Below are 18,904 nucleotides of genomic sequence, written 5' to 3'. Positions count from 1 at the left end.
TTATTTCTTCATCAATGTTTCAATAATGGGGCATTCGTAAATATCTTTGTTTTCAGGACATCTTTCTTTAAGATCCATCAGCATTTGTTCAATTCTTTTGAGATCTTGAATTTTATGCTGGATGTCTTCTATCTTAAGAACGGTGAAATCATACATATCACGGCACTTTGCTTCATCGCGATCGACGACCCCTAGCAATTTGTCAATTTCATTTAAGCTAAATCCTAATTCCTGCATCCGTTTTATGAAATTCAACCGATCGACCGTTTGTTGTGAATACATTCGGTATCCTTTTTCGGTACGATCAGGCTCTGGAATTAAGCCTAAACGCTCATAATATCGAATGGTCTCTTTGTTAACGTTACACTTCTCAGCGATTTCCCCGACTCGAAAATGCAATTTACTTCACCTCACATATAATATAAACCCTGTACCATAGTACAGGGTCAATATATTTTTTACTACCTTCAATTAAATGATTCCAATACCGAAAACGACCGTTTATGGTTATGGTGAGTGAGCGTCTTTAAAAGTCTCAAATAGTGCTAAAATACATACCCAAAACTATAACCAAAAACAGAATACCAATACATCAGCCTTAACCCCCTTTTTGGTATAATTAATTTGTATGGAAAGGGGAGTTTCAAATTGAAATTTGGTTATGCACGTGTGAGTACGCAAGATCAGTCATTATCATTACAACTTGATGCATTGGATCGTCATGGAGTGGACGAAACTTTTGAAGAAAAAGAATCTGGTAAAAGGAAAAATCGCCCGCAGTTGGAGGAGCTTCTTAAAGTATTACGTAAGGGTGACACAGTAGTTGTCTATAAATTAGATCGTATCAGTCGGAGTACCAAACATTTAATCGAACTCATGGAACAGTTTGAAGCAAAAGGAATCCATTTCGCGTCTATTCAGGATAAAATTGACACAACAACAGCTATGGGGCGATTCTTTTTCAGAATGTTGGCTAGCATAGCTGAATTAGAACGGGATATCATTAGTGAACGAACGAAAGATGGGTTGGTGGCAGCTAGATCTAGGGGAAGAAATGGAGGTAGACCGAAGGTTGAATCAAAAAAAATTATGCTTGCCATGAAGATGTATGAAAGTAAAGACTACTCCTTATCTCAAATTAAAGAAGCCACAGGAATAGGAGCAACAACGCTATATCGTTACTTGGGAAAGAAAGGGCTATCCAGCGAGGAGGTGTAACATGAGAGGGAAAGAACTATTAACCCTTGATCAGCGAAATATGTTTATGTCTATTCCTGATGATATGACTGAGCATGATATGGAAATGCACTATACTTTTACCACAGAAGATCTTGCATTTATTAATAAGCATCGAAGAGACCATAATCGCTTAGGGATTGCCTTACAACTTGCAGTTCTTCGGTATCCGGGTTGGACTTTATTTCAGATTAAAGACATTCCCAACCAAATACTCGATTATATTGCGAAACAAATTGATGTCTCCCCACAAGAATATACACAGTATGCAAAACGGGTAGCAACTCGAAATGAACACCTAGAGGAACTTCGACAGCATTATGGCTACCAAAATTTATCCTTTGGGATGTATCGAATAATTGCACAATATACTCTTCAACACGCTCTTGGGAACGGGAATACAGATTACTTGATTCGCTCAACAATTAAGGAATTGCGAAGACAAAAAGTAATTTTGCCAGCTATGACAACAATAGAAAGAATTGTATGGGAGGCTCGTCAACGGGCAGAAGAACGAATTTTTAAATCTATCAGCTCTACATTAAATGAATCTCAAAAACCAAAGTTAGATCACTTACTTGATGTAAGTTCCACCTATTCAAAGACACCCCTTGCTTGGTTACGAGAAGTTCCCGGTCAATCTTCTCCAGATGCCTTCTTAAAGGTTATAAAACGTCTTCAAGTCATACGAACTTTACAACTTAATGTGGATATTAAAGAAATTCATCCAAATAGGGTCTTACAGTTAGCACGATTGGGTTCCAAATATGAACCCCGTTCATTCCGTAGATTTAAAGAGAATAAGAAATTTACACTTTTAATTTTACATCTCCTACAACTTAGCCAAAACCTTACTGATCATGCCTTTGAGATACATGATCGGCAAATCAGCTTATTGTTATCAAAGGGACGTAAAGCTCAAGAAGAGATTCAGAGGTTAAATGGTAAATCAGTTAATGAAAAGGTTATTCACTTTGCAGATTTGGGATCAGCATTGATTCAAGCAAAAGAACAAGGGAAGGACCCATTTGAAGCATTAGAAGCTATTATGCCTTGGGAGGACTTCGTAAACTCAATAGAAGAGGCGAAGCAATTGTCACGCCCAATGGATTACGATTACTTAGACTTACTAAAATTTCGCTTTAACTACTTACGTAAATATACCCCAACATTGTTAGAAGCCTTGGAATTCACTTCTACAAAATCAGGAGAGCCATTGCTTCAAGCTATTGAGACCATTAAAGAGATGAACAGAAATAATAAACGAAAGGTTCCAGAAGGTGCTCCTTTGGACTTTATCTCGAATCGCTGGCAAAAGCACGTTTATGATGATGACGGGAATATAAATCGCCAATACTATGAGATGTCTGTTCTTACCGAGTTAAGAAATCTTGTACGCTCAGGTAACGTTTCTATTAAAGGAAGTCGTCAGCATCAAGATTTTGATAATTATTTAGTGACAAAAGAAACATGGGAGCAAAACAAGCAGCTTAATGAACTTACCGCACCACCTTCTGTTGATGAATACTTAAAAGGAAAAATGGATGTATTACATAATCGGCTTGAATGGATTAAAGCGAATATCACAGAATTAGATGGGGTTAATTTTGAGGATGGACGGCTGCATGTCCATCGTTTGGAGAAAAACGTTCCAGAAAAAGCACGAGAATATAGTTTATCTCTATATCAACTGATACCTCGTGTGAAGCTGACAGATTTGCTTATGGAAGTAGCAAGTTGGACGGGATTCGACAAGCAGTTTCTTCATGCTTCTACACTGCATCCTCCAAAAGAAGAAGAAAAGCCAGCGATCATGGCAGCGATTATGGCTATGGGAACAAATATCGGTCTTACTAAGATGGCAGAAGCGACACAAGGAGTTTCATACCGGCAAATGTCCACAGCCTCACAGTGGCGTTTATATGAAGATGCCATGAATAAAGCACAAGCCATTATGGTGAATTTTCAGCATCAGTTAAGCTTGTCGTCGTACTGGGGAGATGGTACATCTTCTTCTTCAGATGGAATGCGTGTTCAAGTAGGAGTTTCATCCTTACACGCTGATGCAAATCCACATTATGGAACGGGAAAAGGAGCAACCATTTATCGCTTTGTTAGTGACCAATTTTCTAGCTTCTATACGAAAGTGATTAATACAAACGCAAGAGACGCTGTTCATGTTATAGATGGTTTATTGCATCATGAAACCGACTTGCATATTAAAGAACATTATACAGACACAGCCGGTTATCAATACCTTTTTATAAAAAAATTAGAATTATAATGTGATCTTTCATTGTAGACATGTATTTAAAGAATGATTTAAAAATGACTAACGATTCAAAGTCGTTAGCCATCATCTTCTGCAATCGCGCCCGATTGCGGAAGACTCGATTTCGAGATAACTTATATATGTTCTTCGATTAAAACTCCGAGATTGTTTAAGGCGTGATCTGGAGATATCAAATAGTCTAGTCCCTTTAAAATCAATTTATTACTCTGATTAATACCACTCTCTCCTATGTTCACGAATGAATTCTATATCCTTTTCATAATGCTCAAGGTGTCCTTCGGCTATCATTTTTTGAAATGCAGTGTCTCCTTCGTTGGATTTTCTCTTTATGTATTTACATAACCCTTCTAACCGTAACAATACCATCTCTAAATAGTCTTCATCTATACCTTCAATATCGTAAGAGTTAAAGAACAACTTGATTCTTGTTTTGATCCTTTCTGCATCATATAAAGTATTATAATTGACTGTCTCACCTTTTTCATTATGATAAAGTCTGCTTAAAGGAACGCATATATAGAGGGTGTAAGCTATGTCCCAAAGTCTTGGGCCGGGAGCTGCAACATCAAAGTCAATAATGCCTACTGGCTGTTCATGATTAAAAATAATATTGTACACAGCAAAATCATTATGACAAAGGACCTCTCTATTTATAGGAGTATTGTCAATTGGAATCCATTCATCAAACAAAGGAAAGTCACTAACTGCGTCATGGTAAAGACGAAGCATATGTGCTATTTCTTTTAACACATCATTTGACCACATATATTTTTTCAAAGGGTAATTTCCAGCCTATCCTTCAATGAAGGATAATATCTCCCTGTATTTTTCATCAATACCCAAAAACTTCGGAGCATAATTAAAACCTTTGCTCTCTAAGTGCTGCAATAATTTATGTATTTTCAAACTATTAGGTTTTATTTCTCGTCGAACAGTATCTTCAAATCGATATACATTTGAGACATTCCCTCCAGCTAACTTTTCTTCTTCCTTAGAGTTTGACATTGTATTCATCTCCCTTACTAACAATTAAGGCACTCTATATTACCTCCTATCATTCGTTGTTAGAAGAAAAAACGATTGCCTATATTGAACAATCGCTCCATTTAAACGGAATAAAGAAAAAGGTGTAGATTTTACATGCTCTCCAGAGGGATATCTAAACCACAAAAAAACCGGGATGATATATCACCCCGGTTGGATTATAATAACTTTTCTTTATGGTTTTAGTGGTACATAAAACCTACCCCTCGTTTCCAAGATCCATCTTTACCTGTTAATATAAATCTGTAACTTGATAAAATCTGCACACCAAAAGTAGCCTCTGTAGTTGCTAGCTTAGGGTATGTCCTACTACCCATGAAGGCACCGTCGCTTACTCTATATAGGTTGAAAGTTACTGGCAAATTTATGGTTGTTTGTATTCTAACTTTTAAAGTGCTAGTCGTAGCGCTTATATGATTCCTACCAGGAAGAGAGGGACCGAGGAAATCAAATTCAAAACCAACATTTTGGATGGAGAAATCATCTTCCTTAACTGGAGAAGCATTGAAAACCTTATCTGGATTGTTTTTTTGATCGCGCTCAACTCTTTTGGAAAGTTGTTTAGATTCTTCTTCTGTTAAGTCGCCTTCTTTACTTAATAGTTCAATAAATCTCTCATCGCTTATAATAGGTTCTTCTACTGGAGAAGCGTACATTACTTTGTCTGGGTTAGCTTCCATATCCCTTTTGACTTGTTCAGCTAATCTTATTGCTTCTTCTCTATCAATGTCTTTGTCTGTTAAGATTTCACTAGCTTCCCCGCACAAACGTCACCATTTCCAATTGATGGTGAAGAAGTAGTAGATGTTGCCGTTACCATTGGTCCAAAGGCAAAAAAAACAATGAAAATAAAAATTCCACTTTTGATCAGTGGAATGGCATATGGGATTGCACTTAGTGAACAAGCAAGGCTTTCTTTGGCGGAAGCAGCAAAAAAGACAGGAACTGCGATTAATTCAGTTCAGGTTTTGAATTTGCTGAAATGGTGTTAAACAAAGCCCTTCGTAATTTCCGAAAAGAGATTTTGTTTTGCATAATTCTCCGCAAAACGTCCGAAAGAAATAATTTTGGTTTTATCCTCGGAAATTTCCAAGTTAAATTTCTTTAATCTGCATTTTAATGATTGGAATTGCCATAGTTTCCTGAATATAATAGATCCATAAATTTGTTATTTCTGCAGAAGTTAATCTTTTTTTAATCAAATCCAATCTTTCAAATCCTTTCGTTGTAAACTTTTGCTTTTAAAATTTTATTAATAATGTGCTACTAATGAAAGTTTTTTATTCCATTGTCAACTGAAACAAAATTATTAAGTCATTTTTAAAGCTTTGTAAATTATCCTGTTCGTTTTGTTGTTGACTTTAACAATTTAAACAATTTTTTATACACTCTCGTGAATTTTTTTCAGCTTCAAGGCTAAACTATGCAAGTAATTATAATTAGCTGATTTTAAGGGGGTTTTCCATGAATCAAAAGATGATTCAAGCTGTTCATATTTATATCTTATTTATTATGTCTACAGGATTCATGGTACATGTTCTAATTATCCCAGCTATATTATCAACCGCTAACAGGGATGCCTGGTTAAGTGTCATTTTCAGTACGATACCATTTATCCTCTGGATTCTGCTTGTTTTTCATATTTATAAAAAATTAAATACTCATGATGATATTCTCTCTTTACTTAAACGAAAATTATCTCAATCCGGGGTTTTTATAATATTTTCAATAGTATTCGGAGCCTATTTTCTAATTTCTGCCTTTATTACTCTTAAGTATACTTTTTTTTGGGCAAATGCTAATTATACTTTTGAGGTCCCTAATTTTGTCAGTGTATTGTTATTCGGACTCATTTGCTTGTATGCGTCTGTGAAAGGAATACGAACGATAAGTACGATTGCTTTTCTAGTGTTTCCATTAGTGTCATTTTTCGGATTTTTAGTAGGTTTCGGAAATTCGAAAAATAAGAATTATGAACTGTTATTTCCGATATTTGAGAATGGATACATAGATTTTCTTCATGGTTTAGTGTATAGCTGTGCTGGTTTGTTTGAAATGATCTTTCTTTTGTTTTTAACGTCTTTTATTAAAGACAGATTAAAGATTAAATGGCTTATATTGGTTGGGATCATCCTTGTGTTTTTAATCTTAGGTCCACTTGTGGGAGCCATTTCACAATTTGGTCCAGAAGAAGCAACAAAATTGAAGAATCCAGCTTATGAGCAGTGGAAGCTTTTAGAAATTAGCGAGCATATTACTCGACTTGATTTTCTTTCAATCTTTCAATGGCTCTCTGGAGCATTTGTTCGGATAAGCTTATCATTATTTATTGCAGACAAACTATTTTTATCAAACAAAAGGAAAAAATGGGGTCTTCCTATCCTTTATTTACTATTAATCATTGGTGCCTCCATTCCTTGGAATGCTACCTCATTTTTTTACTTTTTACAAAATTATTTTTTCCCTTTTAGCCTTATTTTTCAAATTTGCACGCTACTGATTTTTTTACTAATCATTCATTTAAAAGGAGATCAACATGAAGAAAGTTCAACCTAATAAAAAAGTCGTCAGCATAGAACAATTGAAAATTTGGTTTGAAGGTTCTTCTGATACCGTGATAAAAACGAGGGACTATCAAGATCATACTTTGGATTTTTTGTATTGTCCTCAATTAGTAGATATGAAATTTATAAATGAGGTTATTTTTCCAACTATTAATGAAGTTATAGAAAAGAACGGTCACTTAAATTTTGAATTATTAAATAATGTTCTGGAGGCCAATAAGCTTAAAGATATACATACCGTTAAAACAGAGACAGAGGAAAAACTATTTTCAGGTGAATTAATCATATTTAATCATCATTTAAACGATCTTTACTTTCTACCCGTATCAAATCTTCCAAAACGAGGTCCTGAAGAATCTAACATGGAATCCTCAATTAGAGGGCCAAGGGATGGATTAGTAGAAAATATATCGGATAATATGGCATTAATTCGTCAGAGATTAAAAACATCATCATTAAAAAGCATTGATTATACAATTGGTGAAAGAAGCAGAACGAAAATCTTATTACTTTATATAAATGATATTATGAATCCTTCTATTCTTGAAGATGTCAAAAAGCGATTAGATTCCATAAAGGTAGATAGTGTCGCTAGCAGTTACGAAATTGAGGAATTCCTATATGACAAAACCTTTTCACTATTCCCTTTGATGGAGAATTCAGGCAGACCAGACTTTGCTGTTCAATCCTTAACACAAGGAAGATTTGTGATCATAGTAGATGGAAATCCGACTTGCCTAATAGGACCCGCAAATTTAAATCAACTATTATATTCACCAGAAGACGCTCATGATAGTTTTTTTTACGTTAGTATGGTCCGTGTTCTGCGGTTTTTGGCTATATCTACGACGATTTTCTTACCTGGTTTTTATATTTCGTTAATAACCTTTCAACTTGATCAAATTCCTTATTCACTTATCGCAACAATATCTGCCTCTAGAATTGGCTTGCCTATATCTGCGCCTATGGAAGTTTTTATTATGCTTGTTTTATTTGAATTATTTAAAGAAGCCGGGGTACGCCTACCTAAGGCTGTTGGACAAACTGTTGCTGTTTTAGGCGGATTATTTATTGGTGATGCTGCGATTCGTGCAGGGTTAACATCTCCATCCTGTTTGGTCATTGTTGCTGTTACAGTGATATCAGGTTATATCCTAAGTAATCAAACCCTGGCAGGCAATCTCGTGATTCTGTATGGTTTCATCGGATGCATGGATATAAGTCTGTATGGTTGTTTGAACGTGTGCATGCCCTAATAACCTCTGTATGATGGCAATATCTACTCCTGCTTCATGTAACTCTGTAGCATATGTATGCCGAAGCATATGAGGGGTAAAATCTATTCCTGTTTTTTTCTTCATCCGTTTAATTAAAGAACGTACAGAACCATCAGTCATTGGCTTACCACGATTTGGTCCAGTTAAGGTGATAAAAACATAATTGCTATCAATTTCGTAAGAATGAAAGTCTATTAGATAATCTTGAAAGAGATTCATAGTCTCAATAGATACATAAATTTTTCGTTTTTCCCCATCGGATGTTTTGGATTTCCTCACCGTAATAGCATTTTTACCTATATCAAAATCCTCTACCCACAGAGAAAGGGCCTCTCCAATACGTAATCCCCCTTCATATAATATACGGAATAATAATTCATCCCGTATATTGCTGCAAGCATCATGGATCACTTGGATTTGATTTTTACTCAAAGTTTTGATTAAACGCTTTGGTTCCTTAATCTTTAAAATGTTTTTATCGTATGAATTCCCTTTTGTAATGTGGTGGAGGAAAGGTTTAAAAGTCTTAAAACGCCCTGGGGCTTGTTTTTTTAACTGATCATTTACATTTCCTCCGTAATCCTCATTACGAGTCAAATAGTCATAGAACCCCATGACACATGTTATGACGGTATTGACCGTTTTTTCTGATCGTTTTGCTAAGGTTTCTTCAAAATAAATGACTTTTGTAGATTGATCAGGAATTCTCAGCCATCCGATGAACTGAGCCAAAATATCAAGGTTTACTTCTTGATATTCTAATCCACACTCCTCTAGGAATTGAAAGTAAAGCTTTAGATGGTAACAGTATGATTTTAGTGTGTTTTCAGCTTTTCCAACGTTATCTAAATACTTTATATACTTTGCAACCGGTATGACAGGATAGCCATCCTTGTCAATTAACAGATATCTTTTCTTCTCTTGAATAAGAACCTCTTGTACTTTCAACATTACCACCCCCTGGTTTCTTAGGATACTTTATATACATAAATTTCATAGTACAGATAATGATTCTATAAGGAAATAAAAAAGAAGTAGTTGTTATCGTAAGATACGTTAATAACTACTTCTAATGATAGTACAATTAAAGCCGGTTATACAGATCAAGTATTCGGACTAACTAATTTGTTAGGGTTTCGGTTTGCCCCAAGATTACGAGACCTTGCAGATTCAAAACTTTACTCATTTGAAAAGCCCGACCAATATCCAGAAATGGAGAAGTTGCTACGTGGAAGAATTAACACCAAGATCATTCAGGAAAATTATGATGATGTATTAAGGTTGGCACATTCCATTCGTAAAGGAACGGTATCTGCCTCTCTCATTATGGGGAAATTAGGTTCTTATTCTCGTCAAAATAGCCTTGCTACTACACTAAGAGAGATGGGACGTATTGATAAAACTTTGTTTATATTAGACTACATTTCTAGCGAAACATTACGTCGGAGAATCCAACGTGGATTAAATAAAGGTGAAGCCATGAATGCCTTGGCACGAGCTATTTTCTTTGGGAAACATGGGGAACTTAGAGAAAGAGCACTACAAGATCAGTTGCAGCGTGCCAGCGCCTTAAACCTCATTATTAATGCTATTAGTATTTGGAATACCGTGTATCTATCACAAGCAATTGAACATTTTAAAACTACAGGAAAATATCAAGAGAAATTGCTTCCACACATATCACCATTAGGATGGAAACACATAAACTTTCTAGGTGAATATTCATTTAAACCTGAGATTTCGACCTTTCATTCCCTACGTCCACTCAGAACATAAATAAAACCCTGATTTTTCTGCTTAGCGTAGAAAAATCAGGGTTTTACCTTCTGAAAAGTTCCTTATCGTATAATATCTGCGTTTTGTCGGCAGGACCCCATTAATAACTTTTGCATAAAAGGAAGAAAACTGATCACTTGTAAAACGATAAATTGTTGTACCTTTTCCAGTTCCATAATGAGGATTTGAATCTGCATGTAATGATGATACTCCGAAAGGGACACGCATACCATCTGAAGATGATGCTTTCCCATCTCCCCAATATGAAGCTAATGATAGACGGTGCTGATAATTTACCAGTGTAGCTTGAGCACGAGTCATAGCGTCTTCATGTAATCTCCATTGCATAACATTGGCCATTTGGCGATATGAAATATCAGGAGTTGCTTCGGCCATTTTAGTTAATCCAATATTTGTCCCCATCGCCATTAACGAAGCCATCGCAATAGACTTTTCTTCACCTTTAGGTGGTTGATTTGAGGAAGCGTGAACAAATGATTCATCAAATCCAGTCCATTCAGCTACCTCCATTAATAAATCAGTGAGTTTAACTCTTGGAAGCATATTATAAAGCGATAAGCTGAAATTTCTAGCTTCTTCAGGAGTATCAGCTTGAAGTCTCTCAACATGTATCTTTTGTTTTTCAATGTTGATACTTTCAACTTTATCAATATTTTTGGAAATCCATTGAAGTTTAGTATTTAAAGTCTCACATCTTTCCTGTATATACTGTTCAAAACTTACATTAACAGCTATATTAGTCCCTTTAATCTGTGCTTTTCCCCAATCATCTTTTGACACTAAATATTCTTCAAAATCCTTATGTAATCGACTACCTTCAACCCAAACATCACCAGAACGGATATAGTTTTTGAGTTCTGTTAAGGCAGCCATTTCATAATATTGACGGTTAATGTTACCTTCATCATCAAAAACATGTTTTTGCCAACGTTTAGGAACAAAACTTAAAGGTGAGCCATCAGGGATTTTCCTTTTTCCAGAATCATTTAATTCTCGTATGGTATCTAGTGCTTTCATTAAAGGTTCTGCTGATTTAGTAGATTTGAACTCTAAAGAATCCAACAGGCTTGGAGTATATTTCCTTAAATAGTTATATCGAGTTTTTATTAAATCGAGATAATCATAATCCATTGGTCTTGATAATAATTTAGCTTCTTCAATCGATTCTACAATTTTCTCCCAAGGCATTACTTGCTGGGGTAGTACCAGCGAAGCTGTCACTACCCGCAATAAGGAATAAGGTTAAATTTGCAAAGTATTTTCTATTTCTGATTGCCTTTCTACGATTGGAATTCTCTCCATCATATCCAATTTAAAGATACCATAAGGATTTACATGGCTATAGATAAGTGGACTTAACGCTCTCAAGTCTTCAGGTGTCATCATATCCTGCCATTGCTTTTCCGATAATACAGATTGAATCATGAGTGTATTAATATACACGAGGCATGGATTACTAATCTGGAACCATCAATCGTTGATTCAGGGAGCGGACCGATCACCTTAATTGATGAAGATAACACGCGTCATATTTTTGGAGAAAAAGTCGGAGGTGGATATGAAGCAGCCGGAGGTATTTATCTTGATTTAGTCAAGAATAGTGACGGAACTTATACCATTACCGAAATTGACGGTACAAAAACGAATTTTAACAAAGATGGCAAAATTAGCTCGATTGTTGACACAAATGATAACACAACGACTTTCGTGTATGACGCTTCTGGAAAATTATCAAAAGTCCAAGACGCTTCTGGGAGAGCAACAACTCTGGCTAACGGAACAAACGGATATGTATCAAGTGTGACTGATCCAGCAGGCCGGGTAACGAGCTATGAATACGATGCTTCTGGCAACCTCACAAAAGTGACCGATGACGGAAAACGTACTAGCATAACAAATTCCAGTGGGACAACCTATTTCCATTATAGTGGGAATAAGGTGATTTATGAAACAGATGCTAATAATACTATTACTGCTGAATATTCTTGGGATGACAACGGGAATCCGGTAACCATGACAAAGGGTGGTAAAATATACTACTATCATGTTAATGGACATAGTGATGTTACTGCATTAACCGATGAAAATGGGAATGTGGTTGCACAGTATGAGTACGATGCTTGGGGTAACACCATTTCTAAGGCAGGCTCCATGGCTGAATCTAATCCCTATCGATATGCTGGATATCGCTACGATGAAAATACGGGATTATATTACTTATTGGCAAGATATTATTCCCCTGTAAATGGACGATTTTTATCGGAAGATCCGGTATTTGGAGAGCTAAAAAATCCAGTTACCCAAAACAGATATAGTTACGCTGGAAATAACCCTGCTATGTATATTGATCAAGATGGTAGATTCCGAACATTGGTAAGATGGCTTTCGAGTGCTTTAATTAAAAAAATCAAAAAGGAATTTAAAGATGATGATGAACCTTCTTTTAAAACTGGAGCAGCCGGTGAAAAGTACCTTAAACAATTAGTCGGAGGACGAGCACAAGTTTATTTTAAAACAAGTCTAGGTGGAAGGTATGTTGACCAATTGGCCAATGGTATTGCACATGAGTCAAAAGTTGGTTATGTTACGCTTTCAAAAAGAATAAAAGAACAGGTACAAAAAGATGCGGAACTAATAAAAAAGAAATCTATCAGAGGCGCTGTATGGCACTTCTTCAGAAGTGCAGTAACTGGAAAAATCGGAGGATCAAAAAACTTATTAAATTACCTTAGAGATCGTAAAATTGATTATATTATATATGATTAGGAGTGAAGAAAGTTGGACTACCCTTTAATGGATCCGCCTTTTGAGGTAAAACCTTTTGGGAAAATGTCAGCCAAAGAAGCGAAGAAACACTTTGAATGGTATGTTTCAGAAGTGCCTAATCGAATAAATCTATTGATTGATTTATTTGGTGCTACTGGGGGCGGAGAAAAGAAATACCTAGATTTATCCCCTAAGTCATTAATTATTTTATGGGAATGGTTCTTGCCTAATATTAAAACCACCTTAAAGACTAAAGAAGAGATAGATGATGAATTACAAAATATTCCTGATTGGCTTAAAGATGAAGTAAGAAGAAACAACAAAAGGTTGAGTGTGGCTAGCACTACATTAGCAATGGATATAGCAATTTATTTTGCAGAAACATTAATAAAACATTTCGAAAAAAATTTAAAATGGGGGTACATTACAAAACCTAAATCATTAGAATATGTTAACAGCCCAGTGTTAGTAGGGTTCAAATCTGATATGGAACTAAACCCGAGAACTGTAGTTTACAATTTAACTCTTGATGCAATTGATGGCAATACTAGTAAAGAAGCACTTTATCAATTATTCAAAGTTTGGCTTGAGTATATTTAAGACAGCACTCAAAGATTAGCTACGTACCCTGGCGCTTAGCGCTGGGGATTTTATTTAAAGATAAGAAACCCTAAGCCGAATTCCCCTACACTAAGGGAGATTCGGCTTTATTTGCAGTTATTGATTTAAAATGTTTTTGTTCATTATGAGTATACTCTTATAAACAAAGAATCCTTAGATTCTATGAAATCTAAGGATTCTTTGTTTGCTAATAATTCAGTGTTATGTAAACAACAGGTGCTTCGCCTGTTTACCATCCTACAGAAAAAAGAGAAAAAATCCCACCGTTATGAGAAAAAGACAGTTTTTTATATATTGGGTGACTGTCTATCAGTGTACCATGTGTCACAAGAAAGTAACAAAGCGTTAAAATATTTCCCTATTTCAGGGAATTCGGCATACCTTTATTTAGTAGTGGTGAATGTTGTCTTGCGGAAACAGCTCTACCCTAAGAATTCATCGGTGTTAACTGATGGGCATGTCCGGTAATCCCTTATGTTTAAAAAGTGGAAATAAAAACCATGCTGTGACTCATTTTTACAAGTATCTCGGTTGTACCCCATCAATAACAAAGCGTTATGCAAAAAAAAGAACCGGTTTATCTGAATCTCCTTCCGGCTCTTTCCTCAAAAATCTCGTATTTTAAAAATCTAAGTTATTCCGAAGGCTGTTTTTCGTCCGTTTTTTTAGTCAGAAACCAGCCAGCTGCGGCAATCCCAATCAAAACAGTATAGAAGATGAGCTTCCATTCTGTTGAATGTGCAAATTCATATGAAATAATTCCGACATCTGGATGTCCTAATGTAAAGATGGCAAGTTTTACACCAACCCAGCCGACAATCGCAAAAGCGGCAATTTCAAGACCTGGCTTTGCATGAAGCAATTTCACAAAGTAGTTAGCAGCGAAACGCATGATAATTAAACCGATTAATCCACCGGCAAAAATGACGAGGAACTTACCACCATCTATACCCCCAATGTTCGGAATATTTGTGTTCGGAAGGGTCATAGCCAGCGCAACAGCAGCCAAAATTGAGTCAACAGCAAAAGCAATATCTGCCAATTCTACTTTAAAAACTGTTCCCCAAAAACCGGATTTCTTTTCTTCCTTTTTTGCCTTATTCACATCTTTATTTTTAATGACGAGTTTCCTCAAAATATGATTGATTGCGATGAATAACAGGTATAAAGCACCTATAGCCTGTACCTGCCAAACATCGACAAGGAAAGAAATGATGAATAATGAACCAAGGCGGAAAACGAAGGCACCTACTAGTCCATAGAAAAGTGCTTTTTTTCTTTCGTCCTCAGGAAGATGCTTTACCATTATGGCCAGTACAAGCGCATTATCCGCTGCTACAAGCCTTCGATGGCGATTAATAATAGCAATACCCATCCATATTCTAATAAAATTGAAAGTTCCAATTAAATTTTCCTCCTATTAAATAGTTCTATGTCTAAAAATAGTTCTAGCTGTGTCATTATTTCTAATATCCTCAGTGATCCGAATAGCATCCTGATCCAAGCTTTCTAGACTTTTTTTGAAAGCTAGTCTTGTTTTAAATCGATAAGATAATGTGGCTGTCGATACTCGGGTAGAGTTCGGTAGCCGGAAAAGATAGCATCTGCCTGAATACACTTGGTTGTTAAAATAGTAACAGAATCAACGATTTCTTCGTTTTTCTCCTCCCTATCCATTAGGACCAAATCACAATCGATCCGTTTCAGTTGTTGTAATATAGTTCCACCTTTAATCAAGAAATATCCCTTTACCTGCTCACCTGCCCTATATGTTTCCTTTTCAAGTATAAGATCGATCTGTGTTGATCCTATTCCTAATAGTGCCCTATATTTCTCAGAATCATGAATGTCTTCCTGTTTTTATTTCGGGATCTTTAGCCACTTATTTTTTGGGCATTACATGTCTTGCATCGAGCCGTTCCTCTATTTTTGCAACCTGCTTTTTATCTTTCAAGAGATCCTCTTTATTTTTTTTGACCAACTCCACAAAGGATACTTTTCTTTTCATAATCCTTCTCACCATTCTTTCTATAGTTTGATATCAAAAAGTCCTATTCATGCAACTCAGATCTGGAAAAACAAAAAGACCTTTACCAATAGGCACAGGTCTTGCTAACAACGAATTCGCTGCCAACAAAGCCGAGAGATTAGAAATCTCCGAAATGACGACTTTGGTGTAAAAGCTACTCCCCTTTTAAAAAGGATATAGTATTAATGTATAGCTTTAGTTTAAATATTAAGTCAACCATTCTTTCTCACTTTTTAGTTCTAAGGATTACTATAACTTTTATCTAGCTAAGAACTTCAATAAAACTATTATATTCTATTATTAAGACCTAAATCGTAAAAAGTCATTAAAAATTGAGGGGAATGCATATAAATATGAATAATATGTATCGCTCTTTAGCTTCCTTGTTCCACAAAAGGGCCATTCACAAGGTCGTCATTGAGAGAACGAGTGTTTACCGGTATTGTGGGAACAGAATGCGGGGCGGCAACCACGGCACTCTGTTTCTTTTTTAATTGGTCTGCTAACGAAATAACGGATTCGGATATTTGTATAGCCGTAATTTCTTCCCCTTGACAATAAAAACGCATTACGCCAGATAGCGATTCTTTTACCAGGATTTCCTTTACAGCGTATTCTTTAGGTAGTAGCCATTTATGTCCTTTATAAGACAAAGTACTATCAAAATGTGTTTTACGATAAACTGGGTAGCTAGTATCATAATCAAGCTTTGGTAACGGACCTAGTTCTCTTCAGACCAACGTTCTTGTGGTGAAATTCCTGTTGTATCATTACTCTTTCGATTGCCAATACGGTCTAACCAACCCTCTACAATGGTTATCGTAGACATTATGATATAGTACTGTTTACAAAAATATTATAATTCTCAAGGTGACATCCCTTTATTTTTTTACATAAAAAGATTTTTCTCAAGATCATTAAATAATTTAAATACCATCACACGTTCACCTGTACGAGAGCTTATATCAGTATGAAAACTTTTCACTTCTTCTCCCGTTATAGTTAATATAATACCCTTAAGATCTTCTATACCTGATTCAACTAATTCCGAACGAGTTTTCTTTATAGTTAACATTCCCTCTTTTGTTTCACAAACGGTATATTCAGCTGGTGTTAAAATACCTTTTAGATTTACAATAATCATATCCCTTAATATATCTGTCTTAACTGATACAGACCCACGCCCAAGAAAATCCTTTTCCCATTGAGTAATTGCCTTACTTATCTCAGATTCATAAGAACCTTTAGATATTTTCATATATACTACATCTCCTATCAAACCAAAAAATTGGTTTATTCCATATGCTTTTTTTAGTCTTTATGACGATTTTCATCCTTATAAAATAAAGTTGAGCGCCTGTCGTCAATCCTGAATTCAAAAGTTTCCAAAATACATGCTATATTGACAAAATTGATTATTCTAGCCATCAATTAATAATCTCTAATAACATGACCTTCATATACACCTTCAATATCCAATTCAATTTCACTGTTCCTTGTGATCTCTACAATTTTGGATAAAATGTTTTCTTCCATCATAGAGTGTATATATAAAAATCTAATAACACCTGATTGAGTTTCCTCAAGTTCTTCATAAGATTTTAAATTATAAACATCAATTGCTTTTCTAATAACTCTTTTTATACATTCTAAATCTTTATAATCAAACATACTAATATCTTCTATTGTTTCAATTACAAAATCAGTTAAATTAGAGTCCATTAAATTCTCCTTATAACCAAGAAAAACATTATCCCTATTATTTAAATTCTAATAAGAAAGAATTGATTCACTTAATATAAAAACTATATAAAAAGCTAAAAGCTTTATTGCTCCTAGCTCCTGGCTTCTGATTCTTAAGGATTACACCAATCACAATAAGTGGGAGATGATGTTGTAACACCATCTTGACGGGGTTCTTCTTTTTTAAAATTGCAACTAGGACAGCCATAAACTTCTTGAGCAATTTGTTTTGTCCTAAGGCCACAAGCTTCACAAGGTAACCCACGAACCACATCTATTACTCCCCATCCTGGACAACAACAATTTGGACATAAGTTCATCAATCGAACAGCTAATTTTTCCGCCAACTTATTGATTACCTTCATCCGAGTAGGGTTTCTATGAGCTCGCATATCTGTTTCAACATAAACTAAACCATCTGCAGATGCAGAAGTACAAAGATCAATGGCTTCCTTTACCTCAGAAGCTCTCTTTAATCCCTTAAAAGTAAAACCTTGAATGAAACCTGAATTTGGTCTAACCACTAAGGCATGGGAAGGGAAATGTACCTTATCTAAGAAATCTTTAAGATCATTAAATGTAGAAATTGTTTTTGCATCAAAATTAGTCTCACCGCTTACCTCATGCTCTATAACCTCTATTCCTCGCTCTTCATCAATCCATAAAAGAATCTCATGATCCTCTGCAACCCAAGGAAGATAACGATGTGGTCCAAAACTGCCTTCACTAGCTATTCCAAGAGGGAGACCAAGTTCCTCCATTCCCATTCTTGCTTTTTTCCGGAGAGTTTCTAAGGGCGTAAGCTCTCGCTCTATCTCTCCAGAAAAGGTTCCTAACATGTCTGTATTGATCTTATTAGGGACTTGTATAGAAACATTTAAGAATTTTTTAAAAGGTTGGACAATTGCCTGCTGTTTCCCATGCATTGTAGATAAAACTGCCTTTTTCCCCATGTATGGGTGCATAGAAGTTAACTCCCCCTTCCATTTCAGATGATCAGGTAAGGTTTGACGCTGTTTTATTAGTAGGAACCTCCACAATTGAGGATTTTCCATCCTTATTATTAACTACTAAACCTCGAACTTTAACATATGACGGCACTAATGGATGATGACGAATGATATCAACACTTTTTTCGATATTGCCACTACCATTTTCTTTTCCATTTAGCCATTCATCGACCGTATCACCTGAAAATTCAGGCCTGCAATTTTGAAAAAGATAATCCAATGTTTGTATTTTGTCTTTCATTGATTCAAGTTGAGTTAGTACATTAACTGTGTCAGTCCTCTTATCATTTGTTCCTACAACAAAAATCTCCTCAACATTTTCCTGATAAATAGCAATGATAACAGACCTCATTATATCTCCATAAGGATGTGAGATTAAGGTATCATAGCTTTGTATAGTCAGCATGTTTTCTGCTCGTATATTAGTCACTTCTTGTAAAATAGGCTCCAACCCATTTTCAATGTCCGTTAAAAATAGTGCTTTTTTATTTTTATCTAAATTCATTTAATACACCTTTCCTATT

The 18,904-nt window shown here is 35.4% G+C and carries 14 protein-coding genes and 8 pseudogenes; 8 read left to right on the top strand and 14 right to left on the bottom strand.

All coding sequences use genetic code 11. The features are described 5' to 3' along the window. Positions 1 to 399: a mercury resistance transcriptional regulator MerR1 gene (gene merR1 / locus MKX83_RS07365; RefSeq protein WP_047914436.1), complete on the bottom strand. Its 399-nt coding sequence runs from the start codon at positions 397 to 399 to the stop codon at positions 1 to 3. Positions 400 to 648: 249 nt separating this feature from the next. Between merR1 and MKX83_RS07360 the strand changes: the two genes are divergently transcribed. Together MKX83_RS07360 and MKX83_RS07355 are read left to right on the top strand one after the other, a co-directional pair. After that, positions 649 to 1,218, top strand: coding sequence for a recombinase family protein (locus tag MKX83_RS07360; RefSeq protein WP_076315855.1), 570 nt, complete (start codon positions 649 to 651; stop codon positions 1,216 to 1,218). Position 1,219: 1 nt separating this feature from the next. Continuing rightward, a pseudogene (locus tag MKX83_RS07355) lies at positions 1,220 to 3,487 on the top strand (Tn3 family transposase); the annotation flags it as partial. Between the two features lie 252 nt (positions 3,488 to 3,739). Here the strand turns inward: MKX83_RS07355 and MKX83_RS07350 are convergent. Both MKX83_RS07350 and MKX83_RS07345 read right to left on the bottom strand, forming a co-directional pair. Beyond that, positions 3,740 to 4,534, bottom strand: a pseudogene (locus MKX83_RS07350) (phosphotransferase). 221 nt (positions 4,535 to 4,755) lie between these two features. After that, positions 4,756 to 5,340, bottom strand: a complete 585-nt coding sequence (locus MKX83_RS07345; protein WP_022629633.1) for a hypothetical protein — start codon at positions 5,338 to 5,340, stop codon at positions 4,756 to 4,758. On the opposite strand from MKX83_RS07345, the pseudogene MKX83_RS07340 reads away from it, so the two are divergent. The 3 genes and pseudogenes from MKX83_RS07340 to MKX83_RS07330 form a co-directional block, all read left to right on the top strand. Further along, positions 5,323 to 5,532 (top strand): annotated as a pseudogene (locus MKX83_RS07340) (glutamate synthase-related protein); the annotation flags it as partial. The gene MKX83_RS07345 and the pseudogene MKX83_RS07340 sit on opposite strands and share 18 nt — an antisense overlap. A gap of 505 nt (positions 5,533 to 6,037) precedes the next feature. Next, positions 6,038 to 7,129 carry an endospore germination permease gene (locus tag MKX83_RS07335; RefSeq protein ID WP_022629635.1) on the top strand — a complete coding sequence of 364 codons (1,092 nt, stop codon included), beginning with the start codon at positions 6,038 to 6,040 and terminating at the stop codon, positions 7,127 to 7,129. After that, entirely contained in the window at positions 7,110 to 8,393 is a 1,284-nt protein-coding gene (locus MKX83_RS07330) for a spore germination protein (RefSeq protein WP_341054821.1), read from the top strand. Before MKX83_RS07335 ends, MKX83_RS07330 begins: the two co-directional genes overlap by 20 nt. On the opposite strand, the gene MKX83_RS07325 is transcribed toward MKX83_RS07330, so the two are convergent. Further along, positions 8,292 to 9,365, bottom strand: coding sequence for a tyrosine-type recombinase/integrase (locus MKX83_RS07325; protein ID WP_341054818.1), 1,074 nt, complete (start codon positions 9,363 to 9,365; stop codon positions 8,292 to 8,294). The two genes, MKX83_RS07330 and MKX83_RS07325, sit on opposite strands and share 102 nt — an antisense overlap. Before the next feature lie 129 nt (positions 9,366 to 9,494). Here MKX83_RS07325 and MKX83_RS07320 point away from each other — a divergent pair. Continuing rightward, positions 9,495 to 10,190 (top strand): annotated as a pseudogene (locus MKX83_RS07320) (Tn3 family transposase); the annotation flags it as partial. A gap of 99 nt (positions 10,191 to 10,289) precedes the next feature. On the opposite strand, the pseudogene MKX83_RS07315 reads toward MKX83_RS07320, so the two are convergent. Then, a pseudogene (locus MKX83_RS07315) lies at positions 10,290 to 11,408 on the bottom strand (Tn3 family transposase); the annotation flags it as partial. A gap of 45 nt (positions 11,409 to 11,453) precedes the next feature. Beyond that, positions 11,454 to 11,657, bottom strand: a pseudogene (locus tag MKX83_RS07310) (Tn3 family transposase); the annotation flags it as partial. Between the two features lie 567 nt (positions 11,658 to 12,224). Between MKX83_RS07310 and MKX83_RS24625 the strand changes: the two are divergent. Together MKX83_RS24625 and MKX83_RS07300 are read left to right on the top strand one after the other, a co-directional pair. Then, positions 12,225 to 12,977, top strand: coding sequence for an RHS repeat domain-containing protein (locus tag MKX83_RS24625; RefSeq protein WP_445293180.1), 753 nt, complete (start codon positions 12,225 to 12,227; stop codon positions 12,975 to 12,977). Between the two features lie 12 nt (positions 12,978 to 12,989). Next, positions 12,990 to 13,577: a hypothetical protein gene (locus MKX83_RS07300; RefSeq protein WP_251157373.1), complete on the top strand. Its 588-nt coding sequence runs from the start codon at positions 12,990 to 12,992 to the stop codon at positions 13,575 to 13,577. Positions 13,578 to 14,232: 655 nt separating this feature from the next. On the opposite strand, the pseudogene MKX83_RS07295 reads toward MKX83_RS07300, so the two are convergent. From MKX83_RS07295 to MKX83_RS07260, 8 genes and pseudogenes are all read right to left on the bottom strand, one after another. Continuing rightward, a pseudogene (locus MKX83_RS07295) lies at positions 14,233 to 15,002 on the bottom strand (TerC family protein). A gap of 123 nt (positions 15,003 to 15,125) precedes the next feature. Then, complete coding sequence (locus MKX83_RS07290) at positions 15,126 to 15,386, bottom strand: sporulation protein (protein ID WP_232233841.1); 261 nt, start codon at positions 15,384 to 15,386, stop codon at positions 15,126 to 15,128. Positions 15,387 to 15,480: 94 nt separating this feature from the next. Further along, positions 15,481 to 15,606 carry an FbpB family small basic protein gene (locus MKX83_RS07285; protein ID WP_285855299.1) on the bottom strand — a complete coding sequence of 42 codons (126 nt, stop codon included), beginning with the start codon at positions 15,604 to 15,606 and terminating at the stop codon, positions 15,481 to 15,483. Positions 15,607 to 16,001: 395 nt separating this feature from the next. Further along, positions 16,002 to 16,280 (bottom strand): hypothetical protein, encoded by a 279-nt coding sequence (locus MKX83_RS07280; protein WP_341054811.1) that lies wholly within the window; start codon positions 16,278 to 16,280, stop codon positions 16,002 to 16,004. Between the two features lie 236 nt (positions 16,281 to 16,516). Then, the gene (locus tag MKX83_RS07275; RefSeq protein WP_251157375.1) at positions 16,517 to 16,885 is read right to left on the bottom strand and encodes a DUF2294 domain-containing protein; all 369 of its coding nucleotides are present in this window, start codon (positions 16,883 to 16,885) and stop codon (positions 16,517 to 16,519) included. A 173-nt stretch (positions 16,886 to 17,058) separates the two neighbouring features. Continuing rightward, entirely contained in the window at positions 17,059 to 17,349 is a 291-nt protein-coding gene (locus MKX83_RS07270; RefSeq protein ID WP_251157376.1) for a DUF6407 family protein, read from the bottom strand. A gap of 134 nt (positions 17,350 to 17,483) precedes the next feature. Continuing rightward, positions 17,484 to 18,335 (bottom strand): DUF6671 family protein, encoded by an 852-nt coding sequence (locus MKX83_RS07265; protein WP_251157382.1) that lies wholly within the window; start codon positions 18,333 to 18,335, stop codon positions 17,484 to 17,486. A gap of 27 nt (positions 18,336 to 18,362) precedes the next feature. After that, positions 18,363 to 18,885: pseudogene (locus tag MKX83_RS07260) on the bottom strand (carbonic anhydrase); the annotation flags it as partial. Between the last annotated feature and the right edge of the window lie 19 nt (positions 18,886 to 18,904).

It is taken from the genome of Cytobacillus sp. FSL M8-0252 (genome assembly GCF_038007345.1).
GTDB lineage: Bacteria > Bacillota > Bacilli > Bacillales > Cytobacillaceae > Cytobacillus > Cytobacillus kochii.
Note: the sequence above shows the minus strand (reverse complement) of the source record. Positions and strands in the feature narration are given on the sequence as shown.

Bases quoted from the DNA above. Each gene is read 5' to 3' on its own strand.
- MKX83_RS07335 (WP_022629635.1), top strand. From the start codon at position 6,038: ATGAATCAAAAGATGATTCAAGCTGTTCATATTTATATCTTATTTATT.
- MKX83_RS07330 (WP_341054821.1), top strand. From the start codon at position 7,110: ATGAAGAAAGTTCAACCTAATAAAAAAGTCGTCAGCATAGAACAATTG.
- MKX83_RS07325 (WP_341054818.1), bottom strand. From the start codon at position 9,365: ATGTTGAAAGTACAAGAGGTTCTTATTCAAGAGAAGAAAAGATATCTG.
- MKX83_RS24625 (WP_445293180.1), top strand. From the start codon at position 12,225: ATGACAAAGGGTGGTAAAATATACTACTATCATGTTAATGGACATAGT.
- MKX83_RS07285 (WP_285855299.1), bottom strand. From the start codon at position 15,606: ATGAAAAGAAAAGTATCCTTTGTGGAGTTGGTCAAAAAAAATAAAGAG.
- MKX83_RS07275 (WP_251157375.1), bottom strand. From the start codon at position 16,885: ATGAAAATATCTAAAGGTTCTTATGAATCTGAGATAAGTAAGGCAATT.
- MKX83_RS07270 (WP_251157376.1), bottom strand. From the start codon at position 17,349: ATGGACTCTAATTTAACTGATTTTGTAATTGAAACAATAGAAGATATT.
- MKX83_RS07265 (WP_251157382.1), bottom strand. From the start codon at position 18,335: ATGCACCCATACATGGGGAAAAAGGCAGTTTTATCTACAATGCATGGG.